Below are 22,494 nucleotides of genomic sequence, written 5' to 3'. Positions count from 1 at the left end.
CGCGCGCCGAGGCACGGCGCGCGACGACCTGGTGCAGGCCGATCCATCCTTCGGTGAACGCCACCGACGCTGCGGCAAGGTACGCGACGAAGATTCTCCAGGTCTTTTCTCCGGCAATCGCGACCGCTTCGTCGCGCCGTTGCCAGAGCCGCTGCGCCCATTCTCGCGTCGTACGTGCGTAGTGCGGTCTCAGGTTCTCGACATCGAGCACTTCGAGACCGGACTCTTCGATGCTCGCCAGCGTCGTCGAGAGATCGACGAGGTCGAGGCCGGGAAAGACGTGGTGGTGCAGGAACTCCATCTGGCTCGACCATGCCGAACCGCGCCGCATCGTGATGCCGTGGTTCAGGAACAGGCCATCGGGCTCGAGCCAGTCGCGCACGCGGGCGAACAACGCGGCGTATCCGTGCCTTCCGACGTGCTCGATCATGCCGACGGCGGCGATGCGCTCAAAGCGCTGGCCCGTCGCGACCTGCCGGTGATCGAGGCATTCGACGCGCACGCGATCGTGGAGCCCCGCTTCGCGCACCGATTGCGCCGCCCGCGCCGCCTGCGCAGCCGACAGCGTCACCGCGTGCACCCGCGCGCCGTAGTTCGCGGCCGCCCAGATCGCCAGGCCGCCCCAGCCGCAACCGAGGTCGAGAAGCCGGTCCCCGTCGCCAAGGCGCAGCTTGCGGCACACGAGGTCGAGCTTGGCGCGCTGCGCCTGCTCCAGCGTATCGCTCTCTTGGCGCCAGTACGCGCAGGTATAGACGCGCATCGGATCGAGAAACAGCTCGTAGAACGCCGTCGGAAGATCGTAGTGCGAAGAGATGTCGCGGGTGGCGCTGCGCAAAGGACGGCCGAGACGGCGCAGGAATCCGAGCACGCGCAGAAAGGCGACCGGGACCTGCGGCGCCATATCCTGCATCACCCGCATCGCTTCGAAGAGATCGCCTTCGATGTCGAAGCTTCCGCCGATCCACGCGCGGCCCACGGACAGCGCCGATGAGGGCTGGCCGAGCGCAAGAGCGCTCGATGCGTCTCCCAGTACGATTGCAAACGGGGCAGCGTCGCTGCCGATACGGGATCCGCGACGCGTACGAACGGAAAATCCGCGGGCGCTTGCCAGCTCGGCGAGCCACTCCGGGATATCGTTCGCGCGCCTGGTCACGGCAGTCGTCTGACGGTCGCGCGAAGCCGCGTCCATGCCGCCGCGACGATCGCAGCGCAGCACCAGGCGAACAGATCCCCGACGCGCGCATAGATGCTCAGCTCGCGCCGCGCCTGGATCGGGTGGCGAAGCACTTCTTCGCTGTCGTCCCGGGTGCGCGCGAGCACCTGGCCCGCGTCGTCCACCACCGCCGAAGGACCCGACGTGGAAGCGCGTACCAGGTAGCGACGCTCCTCGACCGCCCGAACGACCGACTGCTCGAACGCCTGCTCGGCGTACTTCCACTGGCCGACCCAGGAGTCGTTCGTGAGCGCCACCAGGAGCTGCGCACCGGCGCGCACGCGCTCTCGCGCAGGGTCCGGAAAGAGAGCCTCGTTGCAGATCACGACTCCGACAGGCAGGCCGGCAGCATCGAGAAGGCTCGCCTCCGGCGGCCCGGGGCTGAACTCCCGTACCGGCCCCGGATCCGACTGCTCGAACGCGAGCGCATGCATCGGCCTGTACTCGCCGAAAGGCAGCAACCGCTGCTTGTCGTAGTACGAGACGATGCTCGCATCCTGCCCGAGCAGGAACGCGGAGTTGCGAAATTCCTGCGGCGCCAGCGATTGCACGCGCGGACCACCGGCGAGCAGCATCGCGTGCGAAGCCCCCAGCATGCCCGCCAGGGATTTTCGCAGCGCTTCCTCGCGATCGAGAAAGAACGTCACCGCATTTTCCGGCCACACGACGAGATCCGCGCGCTCATCGGCAAGAGCCGATTGCGTCAGGTCACGATAGCGCTGCAGGTTGGCGACATGGCTGGTAAGGCGCCACTGTTGGCGAAAATCGAGGTTACCCTGCACGACGACGAGCTCGCGCCGATCCGCAGCGGCAGCCGGCGATTCGTCCAGCTGCACTGAGCCGTAGACGAACGCCAGCAGCGGCACTACCAGGGCCGGCGCCGCGACAAAAAGACTCGCTCGCGACGCGCGCGGCTGCGCGGCACCGAGGAGCAGAAGCTCGGCGAGCGCGGCATTTGTCGCCGCAACGACGAAGCCGACGCCGTAGATGCCGGAGAAGTCCGCCACCTGCAGCCAGACCGGCCGTGAGGCCTGCGAATAGCCGAGAAGCCCCCAAGGATCGCCGAGCACCCGCGATCGCAGCAGCTCGCCGGCCGTCCATGCAGCGGCAACCAGGAACGGAGCCAGGACTCGCGGCCGAGGGCCGATGCAGCGCAGGAAACGCGCGAACAGCACCGTCGCCGGCGCCGCGGTCAGCAGGGTGACCGCAAGAAATCCGGCAAAACCGAACGACCACGGCTTTTCGAAATAGCGCGAAACCGCCGGCGCGAACCAGTCGTTGATGCCCCACGCAAAAAGAAGCATCCACAGCGCGCCGAAAAGAGTTGCCGCGCGCGCCCCCGGCGCCAGCCGCGCGCAGACGAGGAAAGGCACGAGCGCGACGAACGCAAGGGACGGCGAGCTGCCACCGGGAAACGACTGGGCGCAGAGCCAGCCCGAGGCAGCGACCAGCATTCCTGCAGCGAGCAACTGTGCCCTGTCGTGAGGAGCGGTGCTCAACTGGAGGACCGTGCGGCCTCGGGCAGCCGTGCCCATTCGTAGTCGAGATCCGCTTCGATGCGGTCAGCTCGGGCAGCGAGCGCTTCGGCGGTGCTTCCTGCGATTCGATCGCCGGGGCGATTGGCCGCGAGCAGGGCCTCGGCGCTTTCGCGCAACGCGCGCGCAAGGTCGGGATTGGCTCCGAGCGATTCCGCCTCGCGGATGGCGAGCTCCGACCATCGCCGCGCGGCGGCGTGCCTGCCGCGTTGCCGCTCCAGGCGGGCGCAAAGGCGGTAGCACTCCGGCCGGTCGCGCGCGATCTTCGCGGCCATCGACAGAGCCTCGCGCCTGCTGTTTCTTACCCGTCGCAGCGCAACCGCCGATTCGGATGCCGAGGAGCGCTCGAGGCGTTCGAGGTCCAGCGCCAGGCGCGCGAGCTTTAGCGGGGAGAGATGGTAGGCCGCAGCCTGGCGGCCTACGGATCTCGCAATCGCCTCGGCTTCTTCGATCATCGTTGCCGCCTCGGCCGACTGTCCCGCAAGCACCTGGATCCGCGCGCGTGTTGCCAGCGCGAGAAGGTTCAGCGCGTCTTCGTTGCACGCGTCGTAGTAGCGATCGGCCGCTGCCATCGCCGCGTCCAGCTCGCGTCGCTGCAGAAGCAGGAACGCCTGCATCGCGCACTCGTTGGTGCACGCGAACTCGTACCCGTAGTGGGCGACGAGCTGGCGGATCTCCGCGATCACCAGCGACGCGTCGTGATAGCGCCCCTGGTGGATCAGCCTCTCGCACTGCATTCCGAGGTAGGTGTTGACCTCCCAGAACTCGCCGTAACGCAGACCGACCGCGACGAGCTCGGGATCGAGCGAGCGAGCGTCCGACCAGTCGCCTTCGAGGTAGCAGGCGACGTATTTCATCGTCTCGTGAATGACGGCGTCGGGGACGGTGCGGATGAACGAGGACCCCGCCTTCGAAAGGCGCCTCGCGATGCGAAACGACAAGCCGGACCACGCGAACAGCGTTGCACCGGCCGAATAGACGCCGCACGCATGGTCGGTGCCGCTGAAGTCCCAGCTCATGACGTTGCGAATGGCCGGCAGCATGCTCGTCACGTAGCCTTGCGGCGCCGTCGTCGACTGGGCTTTTCCCTTGTGGAACAGCAGTTCGGTGATCTCGACGACGGAGCGCGACGGCGCCCGCCGCGCCGGTCGCCCGACGCGCAGATAGAGCCTGGCCAGGATCGCGGCCAGGTCCGCGCACTGGCGCCACAGGACGCGAAAGCGGCCCCGCGGGACCGAGTGCCCGAGCATCGCCAGCGCGCGGTCCATGTGATCGAGCGCCGCCGGCAGATCGCCCTTGTTCAGGCACGCAAGGCCGATGCGTTTTTCGATCGCCGCGCGCTCCTGCTTGTCTCCGCGCTGCTGGCTGTCGTGGATGCGCGCAGCTTCGGCGTAGTAGCGCAGGGCCTCGTGAGAGGCCGCCGAACGCGACGCCGCGTCGCCCGCGCGCACGAGGTAGAACGAAGCCTTGTCCCATTCCTCCGCGGTGCTGAAATGGTAGGCGAGCGTCGCGTAGTAATCCTCGAGCCGTTCCCGGTAGAGCTCCTCGATTCGCAGCCCCACCTCGCGGTGAAGCTGGCGGCGCCGCTTTCGAAGGATGGCGCCGTAGACGGTCTCGTGGGCCAGCGCGTGCCGGAAGGCGTAACGGTCTTCCTCGCGCGACGGTGCGGGCTCGATCAGCTCCATGCGCACCTGGTAGTCGATCGCGGCGGGAATCGTGCTCCGGTCGGAAATCACTCCTTCGAGGACCGGAATCCCGAACGTGCGCCCGACGACCGCCGCCGACTGGAGCACTTCGCGCACTTCGTGCGTGAGCCGGTCGACGCGCTCCATCACGAGCTCCTGGATGGTTCCGGGAACCTTCACGTCGGAGATGTGCTCGGTGACGCGCAGGCCTTCGGCGGTGTGCTCGATGGCGCCGATGTCGACCAGCGTGCGGATCATTTCTTCGATGAAGAATGGGTTTCCTTCGGTGCGGGCGAGGATTTCGCGGCGCGTGCGATCGGGCCGGTCGTCGAAGCGGATACGATCGCGGAGCAGCGCGCCGGCTGCCTTGGAGTCCAGCGGCCTGAGCGCAATCTCGACGGTGATATCCGCGAGCTTCGTGCGCAGCGCGTCCTGGATCGCGGCGGCCGCCTCCCTGCCGTCGCTGCGGAAGACGAGCACGAACAGGATACGCTCGGTGGCGGCAAGGTTGAGCAGGCGAAACAGCAACCTGCGCGACGATTCATCGCTCCAGTGCAGGTCCTCGAAGACCAGCACCATGGGAATGCGCCGCGAGACCGCCTCCAAAAGATCCTCGAGACTGCGCGCGACGAGGATCTGCATTCCCTCGTTGTCGATCCCGTCGATGCGCCGCGAATCCTCGGCCGACAGCGGCAGACCCGTCGCAGTGGCCACGAACGGATACACTTCGGCCGCCCGCTCGCCGAGCACCGCATCGAGCGCTTCGACCATGCGCGAGCGCGAGCCGGGCGGCGGACCCACCGGATCGATTCCGGCCCACGACCGCAGCAGCGAGGCGAACGGATAGAGCGGCAGCGCCTCGCCGCTGCCGAGAGCGCAGCCCTCGACGCAGGCGACCGAAGCGAATGCCGGCCGGTGGCGCAGCTCGCGAACAAGGCGCGACTTTCCGATTCCGGCCTCGCCGCTGATCGCGACGATGCCCCCGTGTCCGGCCACGAGAGCCGACAGCGCGGCATCGAGCGCATCGAGCTCGCTTTCGCGTCCGACCAGGGTGGAGGAAGCGTCGCCCGCCGCCTCGAAGCCGCGGTGACGATGAAGCTGGGGCTGGCGCGACAGCACTTCCCACGCGTCGTAACCGCCGTCGACGCCCTTCAGCTTGAGGCCGGGGACGCGACGGAAGTGGAAGTCGGCTTCCGACTCACGGTGGGTTTCGCCGCCGACGAAAATCGACTGGCGCGCGGCCACGTCGCGAAGCCTCGACGCAACGTTGACGGTGTCACCCATCGCGGTGGTGTCGCGAGACTCGCCTCCGCCAACGTCGCTGTAGACGACGAGTCCGGTGTTGATGCCGGCATGAGCGTCGATGCGTTCGGCGAGGCCGCGACTTTCGGCGAACCTGGCGATGCGGTCGAGGATGCAGATCGCGGCGTTGATCGCCTGTCGCGAGGCGTCCTCGATGGCCACCGGGGCACCGAACAGCGCCATCACGCAATCGCCGATGTACTTGTCGACGTGGCCTCCGTGATCGACGACGGCTTTTTCGAGAATGCCGAAGCAGGCGTTGGCAAGATCGGTCACGTCCTCGGGGTCCATCGTCCGCGAGATCGCGGTAAATCCCGAGATGTCCGCGAACATCACCGCGACGTGACGCCGCTCGCCCTTGCTGGTGCCTGGAGCCTCCACCTTCCCTCTGCGAGGGAATTTACGACGGGTGGCGCCGCAGGGGAAGGACAGCAGGCAAATCTCTCGCACAGGCCGGGAATCGTCGCTGCCGTGCCGCTGCTCTACTGATGGTGGCGGAGCAATCGTATCATGACGGAAAAGACGCTCCTGCTCGCGGCACTCGTCGTCCTCAGCGTGTCGTTCTCGTGGGTCTGGATCGCCGCCGTGCGCTCGCGCAGCGGCGCGGCGTGGCCCGGGCCGGTCGCTGTCGGCATCGGCTTCCTCACCGATTTCCTCGATACGCTGGGCGTCGGCTCTTTTGCGCTGACGACCTCGCTGTACAAGATCACCGGCCTCGTCGACGACGCGTCGATACCAGGCACCCTCAACGTCGGTCACGCGATCCCGACGTTTGCCGAAGCGCTGATCTTCATCGCCGTCGTCGACGTCGAGATGAAAACGCTGCTCGGCATGATCGCCGCGTCGGTAGCGGGCGCCTGGCTCGGCGCCGGCGTGGTCTCGCGCTGGCCGCGACGCAGGATCCAGGCCGGCATGGGAGTGCTGCTGCTCGTTGCGGCCTCCATCATCGTGCTGCGCCAGACGGGACACGTGCCACCCGGCGGAGAAGCGCTGGGCCTTGCGGGCCCGCTGCTTGCGCTCGGGATGGCCGGGAACTTCGCGCTCGGAGCGCTGATGACCCTCGGCATCGGCCTTTACGCTCCGTGCATGATCCTGGTTTCGCTGCTCGGCATGAACGTACGCACCGCCTTTCCGATCATGATGGGCTCCTGCGCGTTCCTGATGCCGGCCGCCTCCGTCCGGTTCGTGCGCGAGGGACGCTACGATGCGCGGGCGGCTCTCGGTCTTGCGATCGGTGGCACTCCCGGTGTCGTGATCGCCGGTCTGATCGTCAAATCGCTGCCCCTCGAAGCGGTGCAGTGGCTGGTCGTGGCGGTGGTCGTCTACACTTCGATCGCGATGCTGAGATCCGCCACCTCGCGCTGAGACCGCACGGCCTCAACGCACCGAAGACCACGAGATGCGACAGCCGGATTCGGCGCCGAAGCGGGACGCAAGCACCTCCCGGCACTGCTGCAGCGCGACCTGCTCGGCTTCGCCCGACTGCGCGCGACACGCGGCCGCCGACACTCCGAAGCCGCGCGCGTGAGCGACGAAGCAGTCCTCTCCGGGCTTGCCGGCAGCGATCTCGACGCACGGCTGGTCCGACGCGCTGTTGTCCTGGCAACTCGATTTCGCGCAGGCCCGCGCGGAGTCTGCGTCGTGGCGCCAGCACGCTCCCCAGCCTCCGCCGGCGCGGCCGCCTGCGGTCTGGGCATAGACGATGGCCCAGGAATTGCCGGAACGCGATGCGCCGCGCGGCGCTTCCGCGGCCTGCGGCACCTGCTCGGCGTGCAGCATCGCTACCTGGCCGCCGGGCCAGGCAACTTCCGCTTCTGCCCGCAGCGCTCCTGCAACTTCGCTGTCATGAGGAACATCGATGATCGACGGCGCAGCAACGGCGGGTGCGGCGGCAGCGCCTGCAACCGCTGCGTCGTTCATCGGTGATCGGCCCGATACGCGCGAGCCCGGGTCTTGCACGGAGGCGTCCGAGGCCATTTGCGACGAAGAACCGGCAGGCAACGCGGCCTGCTGGCGCGAGTTGCCGCCCGAGCGTGCGGATCGAGCGTCCGCAGCAACCTGCGAATCCACCGTGGTTTTCTCGGCTGCCGCCTGCGCAGTGACAGCGCGGTCGGAAGCGTCCGCGTAGCCCGCACGTGCCAGCGCGTAAAGACGGCTGGCCGACTCGTAATCGGCTTTGGTAAAAGCCAAGTCGGCGGCAATTTCATTCTGCTGCGCCGCCTCGTGCGCCTGGGGCACGTACGTCATCACGTCGTTCTTCGCCGCGCGAAAACGCTCCGCCTGGGCCGCTGCGCGAGCCTCCTCGGCAGCACTTCGTCTTGCCGCAGGGTTGAACGGTCCGACCTCGAGCGCAGGGGTGCCGACATCCATGTCGGTGGTGGCGGGGCTCTGCCGCGACGGACGCGGCTGCGCACGCGTCTCTACCCATTGCGAGACGGCAGTGATCGAAGAGATGAGCGCAACCGCGACGAGCCCCAGCAACATCGCATCGGAACGAACCCAGGCGTGCCGCGAGAATTCCTCGCCCGAGTCGTCCACGTTCTTGTGCCCGAACCCGAACGGGCGACTTTGCAGGAAACTGGACATCGCGATCCCTCGCCTCCTCTCCTTTCCTTGTCCACGCTTGGACGTGAAGGTGGGACGCGCGAATGCCGGCGCAATGGCTCGACTGCGGGTATTTCGTCGCTTCGTGCGAGGGTCGAACCCGTGCGGAGTCTGGCTGCGCGCGGTTACGCCGTCTTCTCGCCCTCCGGGCGGAGCACCGCTGCAGCGCGAAGGGAAAAAACGCGTCGATGAGAGCGCGGCGCCGCCAGGGCGTTGCGCGCGGCCGCTCGGCTCCCGCGCCGCTCGAGCGCGGCTGCCGCGGCCTGGTCGCCGAACCGTTCGGCAGAATCGCTCGGCAACCCTTTCGGCCGGACCGACGGGTGTCAGCGCGAGCGGACGGCCCTTACGAAGAAGTTGCTCGTCTTGTCGCTTCCGAGCCCGACGAATCCGCTCGAGAGGTCGGCATCGATCGCCCCCGTGTGCTCGACGCTGTCGGTTGCGGCGGTCCAATAGAAGCCGTCGCGCATCGGAAGCAGCGCGCTATCGACGACGCAGGGGCCATCGGGGCAATCCGAGAGCAGGATCGTCGCGAACTCGTCCGGCGTCGGAAGACGCCAGTCGCAGTGGCCGGCGTAACAGCTGCCGGTCGAGGCGCCGTTGAGCGCAGCGAGGAAGTCGGTGAACGCCGTGCCGCTGGGGGGCGTGTCCGAAGCGGTCCACGTGTACTTGTTGTCGACGTCGTGAGGATCGACGGCATTGACCGAGCCGTCGCTCCCGTCCTTCTGTTCCCATTCGAGCCCGCTCTGGTGGTCGATGGTCGTGACCCCGCTGGTATCGAAGCGGGTCTCATAGCAACCGCTCTCGTCGATGGCGCAGCCCGTCGAGCACGCCAACGTTCCGCCGGCGAATCCGAGCGAGGCACAGGTGTGTCCGTTGAGGTTCTGCACGTCACATTCCTCGCCCGACTCGACGAGGCCATTGCCGCACACGGGATGACTGAGGCAGGTTTGCAGGTCTGCGTTCGTCGAGGAGAGGTCCGCGTTGGCGGCCGAAAGGTCTTCGTTGCACGAGGAGAGGGCCGCGTTGGCGGCCGAAAGGTTTTCGTTGCACGAGGAGAGGTCCGCGTTGGTGGCCGACAGGTCTTCGTTGCACGTCGTAAGGTTGCTCTGGCATGCGGCAACCTCTTCGTCGTACCCTGCGCAGCTCAGGCTGACGTTCTGCCCGACGCCTTTCTTGAGCACGAGCAGCGCATCGCTGGACGTGATCGTGCCGGTTTCGTTGACGTCGCCGCATACCGCGGCAAGCGTCGCAAATGCCGAGTTCGCCGTCATCAGGATCGCCAGGGCGATCCCCGCCTGCAGTCCGCGTTGCATGGTTCCCTCCCGCTAGAACGTCCGGCCCCGAAAAAAGAGGTCGCGGCCAAGGCTATCCCATGGTTCGCCCGCCGATCAAGGGGTCGCCGGCGACACGAGTGAAAAAACAGGTCGCCGAGACTGCATCACCGCTTGCTGTCGCGCGGTGCGTGCGGCGGCCGCGACGTTGCTTTGTCGCCACGGCCGAAACGTGATTGCGTCGCCGCCGTGAGCGACTCGATGCCCGGCAGCGGACTCTTCGACGTCTGGTCGCGGTTCTACGACGAGGCGGCGATCCAGCGTTTCATGTACCGCCCCGTCCACGATGCGGTACTGGCCGAAATCGATCTCGAGCCGCCGGCGCGCCTTCTCGACCTCGGTTGCGGTACCGGGCTGCTCACGACGCGGATCCGGCGCGAGCGCGCGGTGCCGTCGGTCACCGGTGCGGATTTTTCCCAGGGAATGCTCGACGTCGCATCGCAGAGTCGACCGGACATCGAGTGGGTGCGCACGAATGCGGGGTGCCTTCCTTTTGCAGACGAGAGCTTCGATACGATCGTCAGCACCGAAGCTTTCCACTGGTTTCCCGACCAGCCGCGCGCGCTTCGCGAGTGCTGCCGCGTGCTCGCGCCCGGCGGCCGCCTGCTCGTCGCGCTCGTCCATCCCGATTTCGCGCTGATCGCGGACACCGCCGGAGCGCTGTCGCGGCTGATCGGCCAGCCGCTCGTCTGGCCGTCGCGTTCGAAGATGCGCGAGATGCTCGAGAGCGCCGGGCTGAGCGTCGCTACCCAGACCCGCATCTGGCGACCCATCGGCGGAGTGCTGCTGCCGCCGGTGCTCACGGTCGCGCGCAAATCCTGAGAACAGCGACTCCGCAGCCCATCGGCCGGCCCCGCAAAGGCCCGCTGGACTCGCGCGCGCTCTTTTGAAACGGTCTGCGCCCATCGAGGAGACCAGAGGGGAAAACAGGATGAGCGAATCCGATAACGGTCCGCAGGCGGCATCTTCCAACGCAGCCGCCCATGCCTTCGACGGCGAATCGCTGCGGCGCAAGTACCGCGAGGAGCGCCTCAAGCGTCTTCGCGCCGACGGCAACGAGCAGTACATCGAAGTAGCCGGCCGGTTCTCGCACTACCTCGACGACCCTTACGTCGCTCCCGGCTTTCGTCGCGAGCCGCTGACCGATGAAGTCGACGTCGCGGTGGTCGGCGGCGGATTCGGCGGCCTGCTCGCCGGCGCGCGGCTTCGCCAGGCCGGCGTAAAGGACATCCGCATGATCGATCCCGCCGGCGACTTCGGCGGCACCTGGTACTGGAACCGCTATCCCGGCATCGCGTGCGACATCGAGTCGTACACCTACCTGCCGCTGCTCGAGGAGCTCGGCTACGTCCCGAAAGAGAAGTACTCGTACGGCAAGGAGATCCTCGAGCATTCGCAGGCCATCGGACGCAAGTTCGACCTCTACCGAAACGCGTGTTTCCAGACCCGCGTCGAGGAGCTCTCGTGGGACGAGGATTCGTCGCGCTGGATTCTTTCGACGAACCACGGTGACCGCATGCGTGCGCGATTCGTCGTGCTCGCCACCGGTCCCCTGAACCGGCCGAAGCTGCCGGGAATTGCCGGCATCGACACGTTCGAAGGACATTCGTTCCATGCCAGCCGCTGGGACTACTCCTACACCGGCGGAGACAGCGAAGGCGGCCTCGTCGGCCTTCGCGGCAAGAAAGTCGGAATCATCGGCACCGGCGCGACCTCTGTGCAGATCGTTCCCCACGTCGGCCAGTGGGCCGAGCATCTCTACGTGTTCCAGCGCACGCCGTCGTCGATCGATTTCAAGAACAATCCGCCCACCGATCCCTCGTGGACCGCGTCGCTCCCGGCGGGCTGGCACCAGCACCGGATGGACAACTTCAACAACCTCGTCTCGGGCGTGCCGCAGGCCGAAGACCTCGTGCACGACGGCTGGACCGACATCATCAAGAACCTGCTTCTCGGCCTGATGAACACGGAATCGCCGGACTTCAGCCCCGAAGCGATCGAGAAGGCCGTCGAGATCGCGGACTTCGAGAAGATGGAGTCGATTCGCGCGAGAGTGGACGCGACCGTCGCGGATCCGGCCACGGCCGCGGCGCTCAAGCCCTGGTACCGCCAGTTCTGCAAGCGTCCCTGCTTCCACAACGAGTACCTGGAGACCTTCAATCGCGACAACGTCACGCTGGTCGACACCGCCGGCAAGGGTGTCGAGAGGATCACCAGGCACGGCATCGTCGCCGGCGGTCGCGAGTACGAGCTGGACTGCCTGATTTTTGCCACGGGCTTCGAAGTCGGCACCGACTACTGCCGCCGTGCGGGCATGCACATCTACGGCCGCGATCGCCGGGACTTGACCCAGTGGTGGGCGCCGGGCGTGCGCACGCTGCACGGCATGCACATCGACGGCTTTCCGAACTGCTTCCTCATGAGCAACTCGCAGGCCGGCTTCACGGCCAGCTTCCCGCACATGCTCAACGAACAGGCCAGGCACCTGACGTGGATCATCCGGCGCGCGCTCGACGAGGACTTCACGCTCGTCGAAGCCACCGAGGACGGCGTCGAGGACTGGGTGTCGCGCTGCGTGGAAAAAGCCGGCGCGGCGGCCGAGTTCTTCGAGAACTGCACTCCGGGCTACTACAACAACGAGGGCAAGCTGTCCGAGCGTGCGGTGCAGAACGGATTCTACGGCGGAGGAACGGGGTCGCCGGAGTTCATCTCGATCCTGGAGAGCTGGCGGTCGGACGGGACGATGAAGGGATTGCGCACGCGCGGGCGATAGCACGCCGGTTCGGGGCATCTCCGCAGCCTGCTAACGCCCGAACAGACCTTTCAGTGTCTTGCCGATCTTCCCGTGCGACTTGTGCGAATCGTCTTCCTGCGTGGTCGCGTCGGAATCCTGTTCCTGCCTGCCGAGGCCGATCAGTGCACCGGGAATCTGCGTGAGATCCCTTGCGCCCCGGATCAGCGCCCTGGGCCCCTCGGTGATCAGGCCCGCGAGGTCCGGCTCGAAGCGCACGTCGTCGAAAGGTCCTCGAATGAAAACCGGCACCGCAAGACCCGGAGATCCGAAGCCGATCTCGCCGACCAGCGGCGCCACCCATTTCGGCGAAATGCGATAGTCGATTGCGTGACGCGGCAGGTCGATGCTTCCCGAGCCGGCGATCTTCACCTGCGGGGAGTCGAGCAGCATGTCGTCGTTGCGGATCACTCCGCGCACCGACTGCACCGTGCCGTCCAGACGCGAGAACGCCGTGCTGTCACGGTCCCTGTGGCCGGTCAGCGCATCGGTCGTGCGACGCACCACCCCAGCCATGTTGATCCCGCGGATCGCACCGTCGCGCAGGTGCAGTTCGCCGCTGCCGGCCAGCGACTGGATCATCTCGCGCTGCGACGCCCCGCGGGTCGACACATGCAGCGCGACCGATCCGGTCCCAGAGATCGCATCGAATGCGGCAATGTCCGACAGCAGCGGCGCCGACTGCACTTCCTTCAGATCCAGCGCCACGTCCATACTGGGCTGCGACGGGCGGACGCCGTCGAGAATTACGGTGCCGCTTCCGCCGCCGCCGTAAAGAGCAAGGTTCGCGAGCGAAGCGGTCAGCCTTGCGTCCTTCCAGTGGACCCGGCCGCTGCCGTCGTCGATATGCGTCTTGCGCAGTCGCAGGTCGCCGAAAAGCAGGTCGAGATCGGCGTCCACCGCCCCCAGCGCCGAAAAGTCCAGCGGCGCGTCGCTCCAGCCGGTCGAAGCGTCCGGCGAGTCGTTGGCCATGACGGCTTCGGCCGGAAGATACGGATTGAGGTCGAGCGGGCGGGCGTCGAGCTTTCCTTCGAATCTGGGCCGCGTGCCGCCGACGTCGATGCGAACGGAGCCGGACGCGGAAAGCGCATCGAGATCGATGTGCGCGTCGGCGAGCTCGACGATGCTACCGCGTTCGTCGAGGGTGCCGCGAATGCGCAGCGGGCCGAATGCATGCGAGTCGTTGTGCATCGGGTACCCGAGCCAGGCCGCCGCGTCCCGTAGCGACGCTGCGCCAAGATCGATGCTGCCGGAGGCCTGCATCGCCTTCATCCCCTGGCCGCTGACCACGTCGCCGTCGAATCGAAAGTCGAGGGGCTCTCCCTTGATTCGAGCGCGCACGCCGCTGCGGCCGCCGTCGAAAAGGTTGCGGGGGCTCGCAACCGCGGCGTCCACGCTGATTTTCTTCGCCTGCCATACGACGCTTCCGTCGACGTCCAGCGGAGCGTCGAACGACTTGAGCGACAGCGCAAGGTCAACGCCCGTCGCCTGCCACGAACTGCCGTCCCTGCGATCGGTGCAGGATACCGCACCATCGTCGATCTTCAGGCGCGCAACGTCGAAGCTGCTCAGCCAGTCGGTGTCCTCGCTGGCTCCTGCCGAGTCAGTCGTCGCGTGCCCTGCAGTGGAGAGATCCCAGTTGGTGCGGCCCTTGTCGTCGATTTCGAGAGAGATCAGCGGACGTTCGAGTTCGATGCTCTCGACATCGAGCCTCCCCGACAGCAGCGGCAGGACGCCGATCACCAGTTGGAGCCGGTCCAGGCGCAGCAACTCCCCGTTGCGGGCTCCCGGTGCGCCGGAAAGTCCGACTTTGTCCAGCTCCAGTCGAAGGCGCGGCAGGAACGCGAGCCGGATTGCGCCGTCGATGCGAAGATCGCGGCCGGTGGCAGCCTTCGTCCTCTGGACGATCTGCGCTTTCCAGGTCTCGAGCGGGACCAGCAACGGCGCGGCAACGGTAGCCACGACGAGCAATGCGAAGACCGCGAACAGCGCGGAGAGCAGCCTTCTCACGACGCACGCCGCGGTGCGCCCGGGGCGACCGTCAGCCGGTGAGAAGGCGGCTCGAGCATGCGACGGTACCTGTCCCGGATCGGCTCGCGCGGCAAGCTGCGTGATGCAGGATCAGTGCGCCGCGGGCGGCTTCGATGCTACGGCAGGCGGCTCCTTGCCGAGCACCCAGACGGTAAGCGCGACGAGGGCCAGCGGCGTCGAGCAGCCGACGAGGTTCCACACGGCATCCAGCGAAGGCAGTGCACGAGAACCCAGCTCGTGGAGAGCCTGCAGCGGCAGCACCAGCGGGACTGCGATCAGCAGCGGAATCCAGCCGCCGCGACGCTCGTCTTCGCGAAGCAGGGGCAGCACCAGCAGGAGCAGGAGAATGACATCGTAGTCGCGGTGGTAGATCAGCGCGAGAAACAGCGCTGTCGTCGCAACGAGGAGGCGGCGCGCCGACACTCGACCTGCCGCGCGCCAGAGGAACACGAGTCCGCCCGCAGCAATGGCGAGAAGAGCGATCTCGCCCGCAAGCGGGGTCAGCCCGAGCGTCGCGAGCAGAGGCTCGAGATCGACGCGACCGCTGCCGCCGAGGTGGCTCGCAAGGTTATTCTCCCAGGACCCGATCTGCGCGGGCGCACGAAGCAGGAGTCCAACGGCGCTGGCCGGCCCCGGCCACTCGAGGCTCGCCGGAAGATTGAGAGCGACCACCATTGCGCATGCCGTTGCCAGCATCGCCCAGCGACGGCGCAGCAGCAGAAAAACGAAAAACGCTGGCGCCGCGTTCGGCTTGATCGCGCCGAGCGCGAGGCAGAGGACCGCGACCGCGTACTCAGCAATGCGTCTTTCTGAAGGCTCCGGCGCGGCCGGATCGCTGAGTGCAAGATCGGGATCCATCGCGGCGAACGCGTACAGCAGAAGGCCGCAAGCCACCGACGGTTGTCCGGCGAAATATCCGAGAGAGGTTCCCTTGAACATCACGAGGGAGGCTGCGACGAGCGCGAATCCGTGGAGCTCGCTGCCGGCCGGCGTCACGCGCCGGTCTCGTGCCCAAAGCGTCGCCTCGCGCGAGAACGCCAGCAGCAGCAGCAGTCCCACTCCCGCATACCACGCGATGTCGATGACCGGCCACGGAACGCGTGCGAGGGATCGTGCCAGCGGAAAAGCCAGCGGCAGGAACGGCGGAAGATTCGGGCACGCGGCGGCGAGATCTTCGGTGGATTGCGGCGTAACGCGGCAGCGGTCGGTTTCCGTCACCAGGCAGCGAAGGTCCCACAGGTCCTCACCATTGAGACGGGGAGCCTGCACCCAGCGCGCGACGCCGAGCACGAGGTTCGCGACCAGCAGAAGGACGAGAAAGAAACGTCGCACCCGCGTCGTCCGCCGGTGCCATTCTACGGGATCTTGTCCTGGTATTTTAGCGTCGTGGGGTCGAGCGTGACGGCCGGGCTCGCAAACTGCGTCGACCAGCAGTTTCCACCCGAGTTGGCATCCTCGACGAGCTGCACCGCGACTGCGCTCGTGTCCGAAATCGGGAACGGAAGCGCCAGCCCCTCGCCCTTTCCCTTGACCTGCACCTGGGCCCTGCCGCTGCCGGGTTTCATCGTCACCTGCGTCAGGCCGCCGGGATTGCCGCCGGAGAATTTGTAGCGCAGCCCGCTCGAGCCGGAGCTCCAGCACGGCCTGCCGTTGCAGCTTCCGCCGCCGGGAAGCGCGACGTTCATCACGAGCGAGTCATCGTCGTAGACGCAGAGACGATAGTTCGTTCCGCCGGTGGCGGCGGCGCCGAAATCGGAAAGATCGGTGCTGCCGTTGGTCCATTTCCACGAGAACGACTGGCGCGAAGGATCCAGGGTGCTGCCCTGCATTTTGACCTGGCCGCGAGGAGAGATCTGGCAGTCGCCGCGAGGGCTCGAAGGACAGACGGCGGGCGGGACGCAGGTAAAGCTTTCGACGACGCCGTCGTTCGTCGACGAGAACCGCGCCGGCGAAACGGCGCCCTGCCCGATGCCGCGCTTGGCGAAAGCGTTGCAGAACAACTCTTCGTCCGCGAGGTCGCTGGCATCGGCAGAGGCGAGCACGGCGTCGCGGGCTTCGGTGAACGTGGGGTTGAGCGGAGTCATCTTCAGCGATGCGACGAGGTAGCCGAGCATCCGCGTTCGCGCCTCGTCGAACGTGAGCCTCGGCGTCGCGCCGAGCGTGTCTCCGAGAAGCGCGGCGTAGCATTCCCACAGCATCGTCGTCCACACTTCGCCGGTATCGTGGACTTCCGAATTGTTGGCGCCGTCGCAGTCGAAACTGCAAGGAGCGCCGCTGATCGCGACTCCGTCCTGGATGTCGTGGAACGTCAGCGGGTTCTTCGTCAGGTCCGTCGAATACGGGAAGCGTCTGAGCCCGAAATAGGCCGAGTCGCCGACGAGGCCGGCGCTCGCGTATGCGCTCATCGGATAGGCGCCGGCCCAGTTGTCGCCGTCGCGAACCGTCATCAGCATCGCGTTGAAGTCGGACCAGCCTTCGCCGAGACCTCCCGACTGGTTGCTCGAAAGCCCCGAACCGTCGCCGACCAGGCGCCCCGACAGGAAGTGCGCCCATTCGTGGGCGACGATCTGGTTGTCGAGCGCTCCGTCGCGATCGACGCCCGACTGGAGCGACATCGTCACACCAACCGTGCCGGCTGCGAGCGCCTGCTTCGTCTGCGCGCCCTGGTTCTGCGTGATCATCAGCACCGGGATCGAGCACGGCCCGTTGCACGGCCCCGACATGCCGGACACGGTGCCTCCGCCGGTGTTGTTCGCGATCAACACGCCGACAGCTCCGGCAGCGAGCGCGTTCTGTACCTTGTCGATGAACAGGCAGAGCCCGCGGTCGATCAGCGCGATCTTGCCGGCGACGCTTTCGGCGTTGGCAAACGGCGTGTCGCAGCCGTCGCTGTTCGACGAGACTCCGTCGTCGACGAGCACGACGTCGGCAGTGACGCTGGTGTTGTTGTCCCCGAAGTCGGCACTGCCGAGCGGGCTCAGCGACGACGGCAGCACGTGGGGGGACGGCTGGGAATCGACGGCGACGCTGTCGGTCCTCGGCCCGTCCCACAGGTAGAGCTGCATGCGCGGCGAAAAGCCGTCGCCGGGCGTGTTCATGTCGGCGTTGTCGCGGCCGGAGTAATCCTGCGCCTCGACGAGCATCGGATCTCCCCCGAGCCCTCCGCGGCCGAAGTTGTCCTGCTGCCCGTTGCCTGCCGCTTCGTCGAAGCCGCGGTCGTAGTACAGGTCGTGCTCGAAGTTCGCGACGTAGAACGCCTCGACGATCGCGGCGCTGGTCTGGTTGCTCGTCGCCTCGGGGTCCTGCGCTGTGTCGTACGTGTAGTCGAAGCTGCCGGGCGACGTTACGTCGGCGCGAAAGTCGCCTGCGGAAAACCCGTCGGGCGCCGATGCATCGGTGTAGGCATCGACGTTGTTGCCCTTGGTGACGGTCGATCCGGGCGCCAGCCACGCGTCGTTCGTCGAGATCGGGCCGTGGGCCAGCGATACCAGCGACGGCGCCGTGAACGACGGCGTATACGTGAACGGCGTGCCGGTCGGATGCGGAGTGCCGTCGGTGTACGGGCCGTCGAGCGGGCCGTGCTCTCCACTCGTGTCCGCCCAGGCGCGGTACGAGAACGAATCGCTGCGGGAAAGGCTCGTGCGCAGCAGCAGCTCGCCGTCGTCGGCAGCGACGACGGTCGCCACCGTCGCGTTGTCGACCTGGCCGTTGGAACCGCGAACGTCGGCGGAAACTTCGACGTACCACGCAGGCCGGTAGCTGTCGTCGACGTGGAAATAGACCGGTTTTGCCCGCGCCGGATGCGGCAGGACGGCAGCAAGGCGCGACCCGGGAGGGACGGAATACGGCAAATACGAACCGCCTGTTCCCGGCTGGGCGACCAGATCGGACGCCGTTACCGACGAGTCACCGGTGCGGTCGGCAATCGCGATGGCGATCGCGTCGGCGGCCGAAAGCGCGAAGCCCGAAGCGATACTGCTCGGCGCATGGGACCTTGTTCCGCCGAGGAAACCCGAGACGGCAACGCGCTCGAGGTTGCGATCCATCAGCACCGAAGCTTCTTCCTGGAACACGTCGACACCGTCGACCTGTTCGCGGAATTTGACGATCACTCCGCCGTCGCCGGTATCGTGAACCTGGCTTACGCGGGCCGCGAGCACGTCGGCCTCATCGAGGCCGTAGAGCGAAGCAAGCTTGCGCAGGTGGCTTCGTGCTTCGCGTTCGGGACTGCGTGCCCTCGCTCGGCGAGCGGCACTTTCGGCAGGCGGGGATGCCGAGGTCCAGACGAAATCCGGGATGCCGAACCGGTCGTCGAAGCTCACCCGGCTGCCCGGCCGGATCAGGTCCTGCTGCGACGCAGACAGCTGGCGAGCAGCGTGCGGTGCCGCAGCGTTTCTCGCGTCGAACGAAGGAGCGGCCGCGCCGGCGGCGACCGGCAGCAGGCAAGACACGCACACGACCAGGCACCGGGGCGCAAGCCACGCCAAAGGCGTGCCTCGAATCCGGTCCTTGCCGCCACCGGCGACTCGTCGTTGCATGCTGGTCCCCCTCGGCATCATCGTTCCATGGTCTGAGGCGCTGGCCGCGACGTCATTGCAGGGCCGGAACATACGGCCACTGGTACGTTCCTTCCCGTTCAGCTGACAGGCCTGGCAACCCCGGCAAGAATCGCGCGAAATGCAGCACCGATTCAAGCACCGTTGCGTCGCTTTCTCCATTCGACGACCGCGGTTGCCGCGCGCCGCTGGTCTCTGCGAAGACCGATGAGCATGCTGCCGCAATGAGACGATCGGTCGCCGCCGCCGCGGTGCTCGCTGCCGCAGCGGCCGCAGTCCTGGCGCTTCGCGCGCGTCCTGCCCCGCCGGTTCTCTTCGTCGGAGGTCCCATCCTGACGATGGATTCAGCAGATCGCGTCGTCGAGGCGATCGCGATCGATCACGGGACCATCGCGGCGACCGGCTCGCGCAGCGATCTGCAGGCCTGGGCCCGCGAGCACGACGCAACGGTCGTCGATCTCCACGGCCGTGCCCTGCTGCCCGGCTTCGTCGATGCGCACAGCCACTTCCCCGCCTGCGGCCTTTTCGACACGCTCGTGCACGTCGGAAGCCCGCCGCTCGCAAACGTCACGACCATCGACGAGCTCGTGCAAACGATGGCGCGCGGCAGCGCGAGCAGCCGCCGCGGTCCGTGGATCGTCGGCTGGGGCTACGACGACACCGCGCTCACCGACTTGCGGCATCCGACGCGCGACGATCTCGATCGCGTGTCGCGCGATGAGCCCGTGGCGGTGTTTCACATCTCGATGCACGTCGCGGTCGTCAACTCCGCGGGGTTGGCGGCGCTCGGCCTGGGCGATGCGTCGCCGGATCCGCAAGGGGGACATCTCGTGCGCGACGAGCACGGGCACCTGACCGGCCTGCTCGAAGAAGAAGCGATGCGGCCCCTGCTCACGGCGACGATGGTCCCGTCGACTCTCGATGCCGTGCTTGCCACGCGCCGCGCCGCCGCCACTTATCTTGCTGCCGGCGTCACCACCGCCCAGGACGGCGCTGCGACGAAAGACCAGGTAAGCGGCCTCATCCTGCTGTCGCGCGCCGGCCTGCTGCCCCTTCGATTGGTGATCTGGCCCGAAGGCGACACGGCATTGGCGATCGCGGACAAGACGTGGCGCCCCGGCACCACCGATCCGGACTGGGTTCGCATCGGCGCCGCGAAATTCATCGCCGACGGATCGATCCAGGCGTACACGGCGTACCTCAGCGAGCCGTATTTTCGCGGGCCGGCCACATCCGGTGCAGCCCAGGCGCCGTCGTCGGCGCCGTCCGTTCCGTCGAGCGATGCGAAGGACGCGTCGCTGCGCGGATTCCCGCGCATCCCGCGCGAACGGCTGTTCGAGCTGGTCGCGCACATCCACGCCGCCGGCGGGCAGGTCGCGATCCATGGCAACGGCGATGCGGAGATCGACGACATCCTCGATGCCATCGAAGCTGCGCAGAAAGCATTTCCGCGCGACGATGCGCGGCACGTCATCGTGCACGCGCAGATGGCCCGCGAGGACCAGCTCGACCGCATGAAGGCGCTCGGCGTGATTCCGAGCTTCTTCGAGCTTCACACCTGGTACTGGGGCGACCGGCATCGCGACCGCTTTCTCGGCCCGGAGCGTGCCGCACGGATCAGTCCGTTGAAAAGCGCCGAAGCGCGCGGACTGCCGTTCACGCTGCACGCCGACACGCCGGTGGTGCCGATGGAGCCGCTGAGGATGCTCGCCGCCGCGGTCACGCGGCGTACGGCTTCAGGAGCGGTGCTGGGACCGGAGCAGAGGATCGGCGTCGCAAGCGCACTGCGCGCCCTGACCATCAATGCTGCGCACGAGATGTTCCTCGAAAACCGCGTCGGCTCCCTCGAAGCCGGCAAGCTGGCCGATCTCGTGATCCTCGACCGGTCCCCGCTGGCTCCGGACGTCGACCTCGACAACCTTCACGTCGTCGAGACCTGGGTCGGCGGGCGCCGCGTCTTTCCCGCGAACTGAACGCGCGTCAGCGGCAGTGTGTCTTGCTCGTGTCTCCGCTGCACGAAATCGTTGCGCTGCCGGCGTCGACGACTGCGCAGTTGTTGCCCGAGCCGAACACGACCGTAGCGCGCAGCTCGCTCAATGCGGGGATGACGATGGATCCGCCCTTGCCCTTGATGACAACCTTGACCTGGCCGTCCGTCTTTGCCGACTCGTCCGTGACGATGGCTTTCGTGATGCCGCCGACGTTCCCGTCCGGATCGCTGTAGGTCCAGCGCGTACCCTTCGTGGTCCACGCGGCGCCGCCGGGCAGCGTGACATCGAAACCGTTGCCGTCGGGGCTGTCGATGCGCACGCGCAGGCCGAGAGTCGGCGGATCGACTCCCGAAAGCGGCGCCGGAAGGTTCGCGCGGGCTGCGAGGTGGAATGCGAAGGGGTTGGCCGCAAGCGAGATCGACGAGTTGAACAACGTCTTGCCGCTCGAGCAGATCTGCGGCTCGACGCAGAGACAGCTCTGGCAGGCCTGCCCGGGATTGCAGCCGACCGTGCTGCTGTCGCACTCTTCGGGTCCTTCGACCGTGCCGTTGCCGCAATCGGTGAATATCCCGGGAATCGGCGTCGCGCTGCCGCTCGAGCCGGCGTAGTCCAGGCCGTACAGGTCTTCGATCGTTCTGAGCACGCTCAGGTGATTGATGCTCTGCGCGTAGGAGCCCGGCGTCACCGGCTCTCCGGCGAACAGCGTCAGGATCTGGTTGCTCTGGCTTCCGTCGTCCTCGTCCCACGTGAGCACGAACAGGCTGTTGTGGGTCTTCGCCCACTGCACGTACGGATCGACGTTCGTCTGCAGCCAGGCATCGCCTTCGGCGATCGTGCCGTCGTGCATGTCGTCGATGAGGTTCGGCACGACGAACGACACGGTGGGAAGCGTCGTGAAATCGGCGGGGAACGCGCTGAACGGCTGATTCGTCGTCGGGGCCAGGTTCGAGAAGAAGGACCACGGATTGTGCTTGCGGGCATACTCACCCGAAGTGCACATCGTGTTTCCTGCCGACGGCAGATCCTCCGAGTAGCCCGTGAACGTGAAGCTCGCGCCAATGAGCAGGCTGCCGAGGTTGTCGGTCGCGAACGGCCCGACGGAACAGGTATCGCTGGTGACGCCCTGGTTCGAGCCGGAGAACAGCCACAGGTAGTTCGGCTCGCTCGGATGCGTGATCGCGTGCGAAGAAGTCATCACCGCCGATCCGGCTACCAGCGAATTGATGTACGGCGCGTCCGAAGATCCGATGATCGAGGAGTACGAATGGTTCTCCATGATCGCGATGACGACGTGATCTGGTGGGGAAGCCGGCGCCGCCACGGCGGTCATCGAGAACAGCACTGCGAACGCGACAAAAACGAAGTTCCGTCTGATCAAGGCTGGTCCCCTCCCCGGGCATGAGCGCTGCACCGATTGCCTGGCACACGCGCGGCATTCAGCCTACTCCCTGCGCT

13 protein-coding genes are annotated in these 22,494 nt (G+C 67.0%); 4 read left to right on the top strand and 9 right to left on the bottom strand.

Annotation, left to right across the window (positions count from 1 at the left end):
* From VGK20_12330 to VGK20_12320, 3 genes are all read right to left on the bottom strand, one after another.
* Positions 1–1,153, bottom strand: a 1,153-nt coding sequence (locus VGK20_12330; GenBank protein HEY2774825.1) for a cyclopropane-fatty-acyl-phospholipid synthase family protein, incomplete at its 3' end; no start/stop codon positions are given.
* On the bottom strand, positions 1,150–2,712 hold the full coding sequence (lnt, locus tag VGK20_12325) for an apolipoprotein N-acyltransferase (protein ID HEY2774824.1): 1,563 nt from the start codon (positions 2,710–2,712) through the stop codon (positions 1,150–1,152). The genes lnt and VGK20_12330, both read right to left, overlap by 4 nt.
* Positions 2,709–6,116, bottom strand: a complete 3,408-nt coding sequence (locus VGK20_12320) for an adenylate/guanylate cyclase domain-containing protein (GenBank protein ID HEY2774823.1) — start codon at positions 6,114–6,116, stop codon at positions 2,709–2,711. The genes lnt and VGK20_12320 overlap by 4 nt, the downstream gene beginning before the upstream one ends.
* 129 nt (positions 6,117–6,245) lie before the next feature.
* Between VGK20_12320 and VGK20_12315 the strand changes: the two genes are divergently transcribed.
* On the top strand, positions 6,246–7,100 hold the full coding sequence (locus VGK20_12315; protein ID HEY2774822.1) for a sulfite exporter TauE/SafE family protein: 855 nt from the start codon (positions 6,246–6,248) through the stop codon (positions 7,098–7,100).
* Between the two features lie 12 nt (positions 7,101–7,112).
* On the opposite strand, the gene VGK20_12310 is transcribed toward VGK20_12315, so the two are convergent.
* Positions 7,113–8,321, bottom strand: a complete 1,209-nt coding sequence (locus VGK20_12310) for a hypothetical protein (protein ID HEY2774821.1) — start codon at positions 8,319–8,321, stop codon at positions 7,113–7,115.
* A 341-nt stretch (positions 8,322–8,662) separates the two neighbouring features.
* A complete protein-coding gene (locus VGK20_12305; GenBank protein ID HEY2774820.1) occupies positions 8,663–9,652 on the bottom strand; it encodes a DUF1566 domain-containing protein in 990 nt (329 codons plus the stop codon).
* A gap of 207 nt (positions 9,653–9,859) precedes the next feature.
* Between VGK20_12305 and VGK20_12300 the strand changes: the two genes are divergently transcribed.
* Positions 9,860–10,492, top strand: a complete 633-nt coding sequence (locus tag VGK20_12300) for a methyltransferase domain-containing protein (protein ID HEY2774819.1) — start codon at positions 9,860–9,862, stop codon at positions 10,490–10,492.
* Between the two features lie 109 nt (positions 10,493–10,601).
* On the top strand, positions 10,602–12,443 hold the full coding sequence (locus VGK20_12295; GenBank protein HEY2774818.1) for an NAD(P)/FAD-dependent oxidoreductase: 1,842 nt from the start codon (positions 10,602–10,604) through the stop codon (positions 12,441–12,443).
* A gap of 30 nt (positions 12,444–12,473) precedes the next feature.
* Here VGK20_12295 and VGK20_12290 read toward each other — a convergent pair whose 3' ends face one another.
* The 3 genes from VGK20_12290 to VGK20_12280 all read right to left on the bottom strand — a co-directional run bounded on the left by VGK20_12290 (position 12,474) and on the right by VGK20_12280 (position 18,943).
* Complete coding sequence (locus VGK20_12290; protein HEY2774817.1) at positions 12,474–14,471, bottom strand: AsmA family protein; 1,998 nt, start codon at positions 14,469–14,471, stop codon at positions 12,474–12,476.
* A 111-nt stretch (positions 14,472–14,582) separates the two neighbouring features.
* Positions 14,583–15,824, bottom strand: a complete 1,242-nt coding sequence (locus VGK20_12285) for a hypothetical protein (protein ID HEY2774816.1) — start codon at positions 15,822–15,824, stop codon at positions 14,583–14,585.
* 23 nt (positions 15,825–15,847) lie between these two features.
* The gene (locus VGK20_12280) at positions 15,848–18,943 is read right to left on the bottom strand and encodes a M36 family metallopeptidase (GenBank protein HEY2774815.1); all 3,096 of its coding nucleotides are present in this window, start codon (positions 18,941–18,943) and stop codon (positions 15,848–15,850) included.
* 329 nt (positions 18,944–19,272) lie between these two features.
* Here VGK20_12280 and VGK20_12275 point away from each other — a divergent pair, with 329 nt between their 5' ends.
* Positions 19,273–21,021 carry an amidohydrolase gene (locus tag VGK20_12275; protein ID HEY2774814.1) on the top strand — a complete coding sequence of 583 codons (1,749 nt, stop codon included), beginning with the start codon at positions 19,273–19,275 and terminating at the stop codon, positions 21,019–21,021.
* Between the two features lie 7 nt (positions 21,022–21,028).
* Here VGK20_12275 and VGK20_12270 read toward each other — a convergent pair whose 3' ends face one another.
* The gene (locus VGK20_12270; protein ID HEY2774813.1) at positions 21,029–22,417 is read right to left on the bottom strand and encodes an alkaline phosphatase family protein; all 1,389 of its coding nucleotides are present in this window, start codon (positions 22,415–22,417) and stop codon (positions 21,029–21,031) included.
* Positions 22,418–22,494 lie beyond the last annotated feature (77 nt).

Source organism: Candidatus Binatia bacterium (genome assembly GCA_036493895.1).
In the GTDB taxonomy this organism is placed as follows: Bacteria; Desulfobacterota; Binatia; order UBA1149; family CAITLU01; genus DATNBU01.
The sequence above is the reverse complement of the archived record's forward strand: the minus strand, read 5'-3'. Positions and strand labels throughout refer to the sequence as shown.

Bases quoted from the DNA above. Each gene is read 5' to 3' on its own strand.
- VGK20_12275 (HEY2774814.1), top strand. From the start codon at position 19,273: ATGAGACGATCGGTCGCCGCCGCCGCGGTGCTCGCTGCCGCAGCGGCC.
- VGK20_12310 (HEY2774821.1), bottom strand. From the start codon at position 8,321: ATGTCCAGTTTCCTGCAAAGTCGCCCGTTCGGGTTCGGGCACAAGAAC.
- VGK20_12315 (HEY2774822.1), top strand. From the start codon at position 6,246: ATGACGGAAAAGACGCTCCTGCTCGCGGCACTCGTCGTCCTCAGCGTG.
- VGK20_12305 (HEY2774820.1), bottom strand. From the start codon at position 9,652: ATGCAACGCGGACTGCAGGCGGGGATCGCCCTGGCGATCCTGATGACG.
- VGK20_12295 (HEY2774818.1), top strand. From the start codon at position 10,602: ATGAGCGAATCCGATAACGGTCCGCAGGCGGCATCTTCCAACGCAGCC.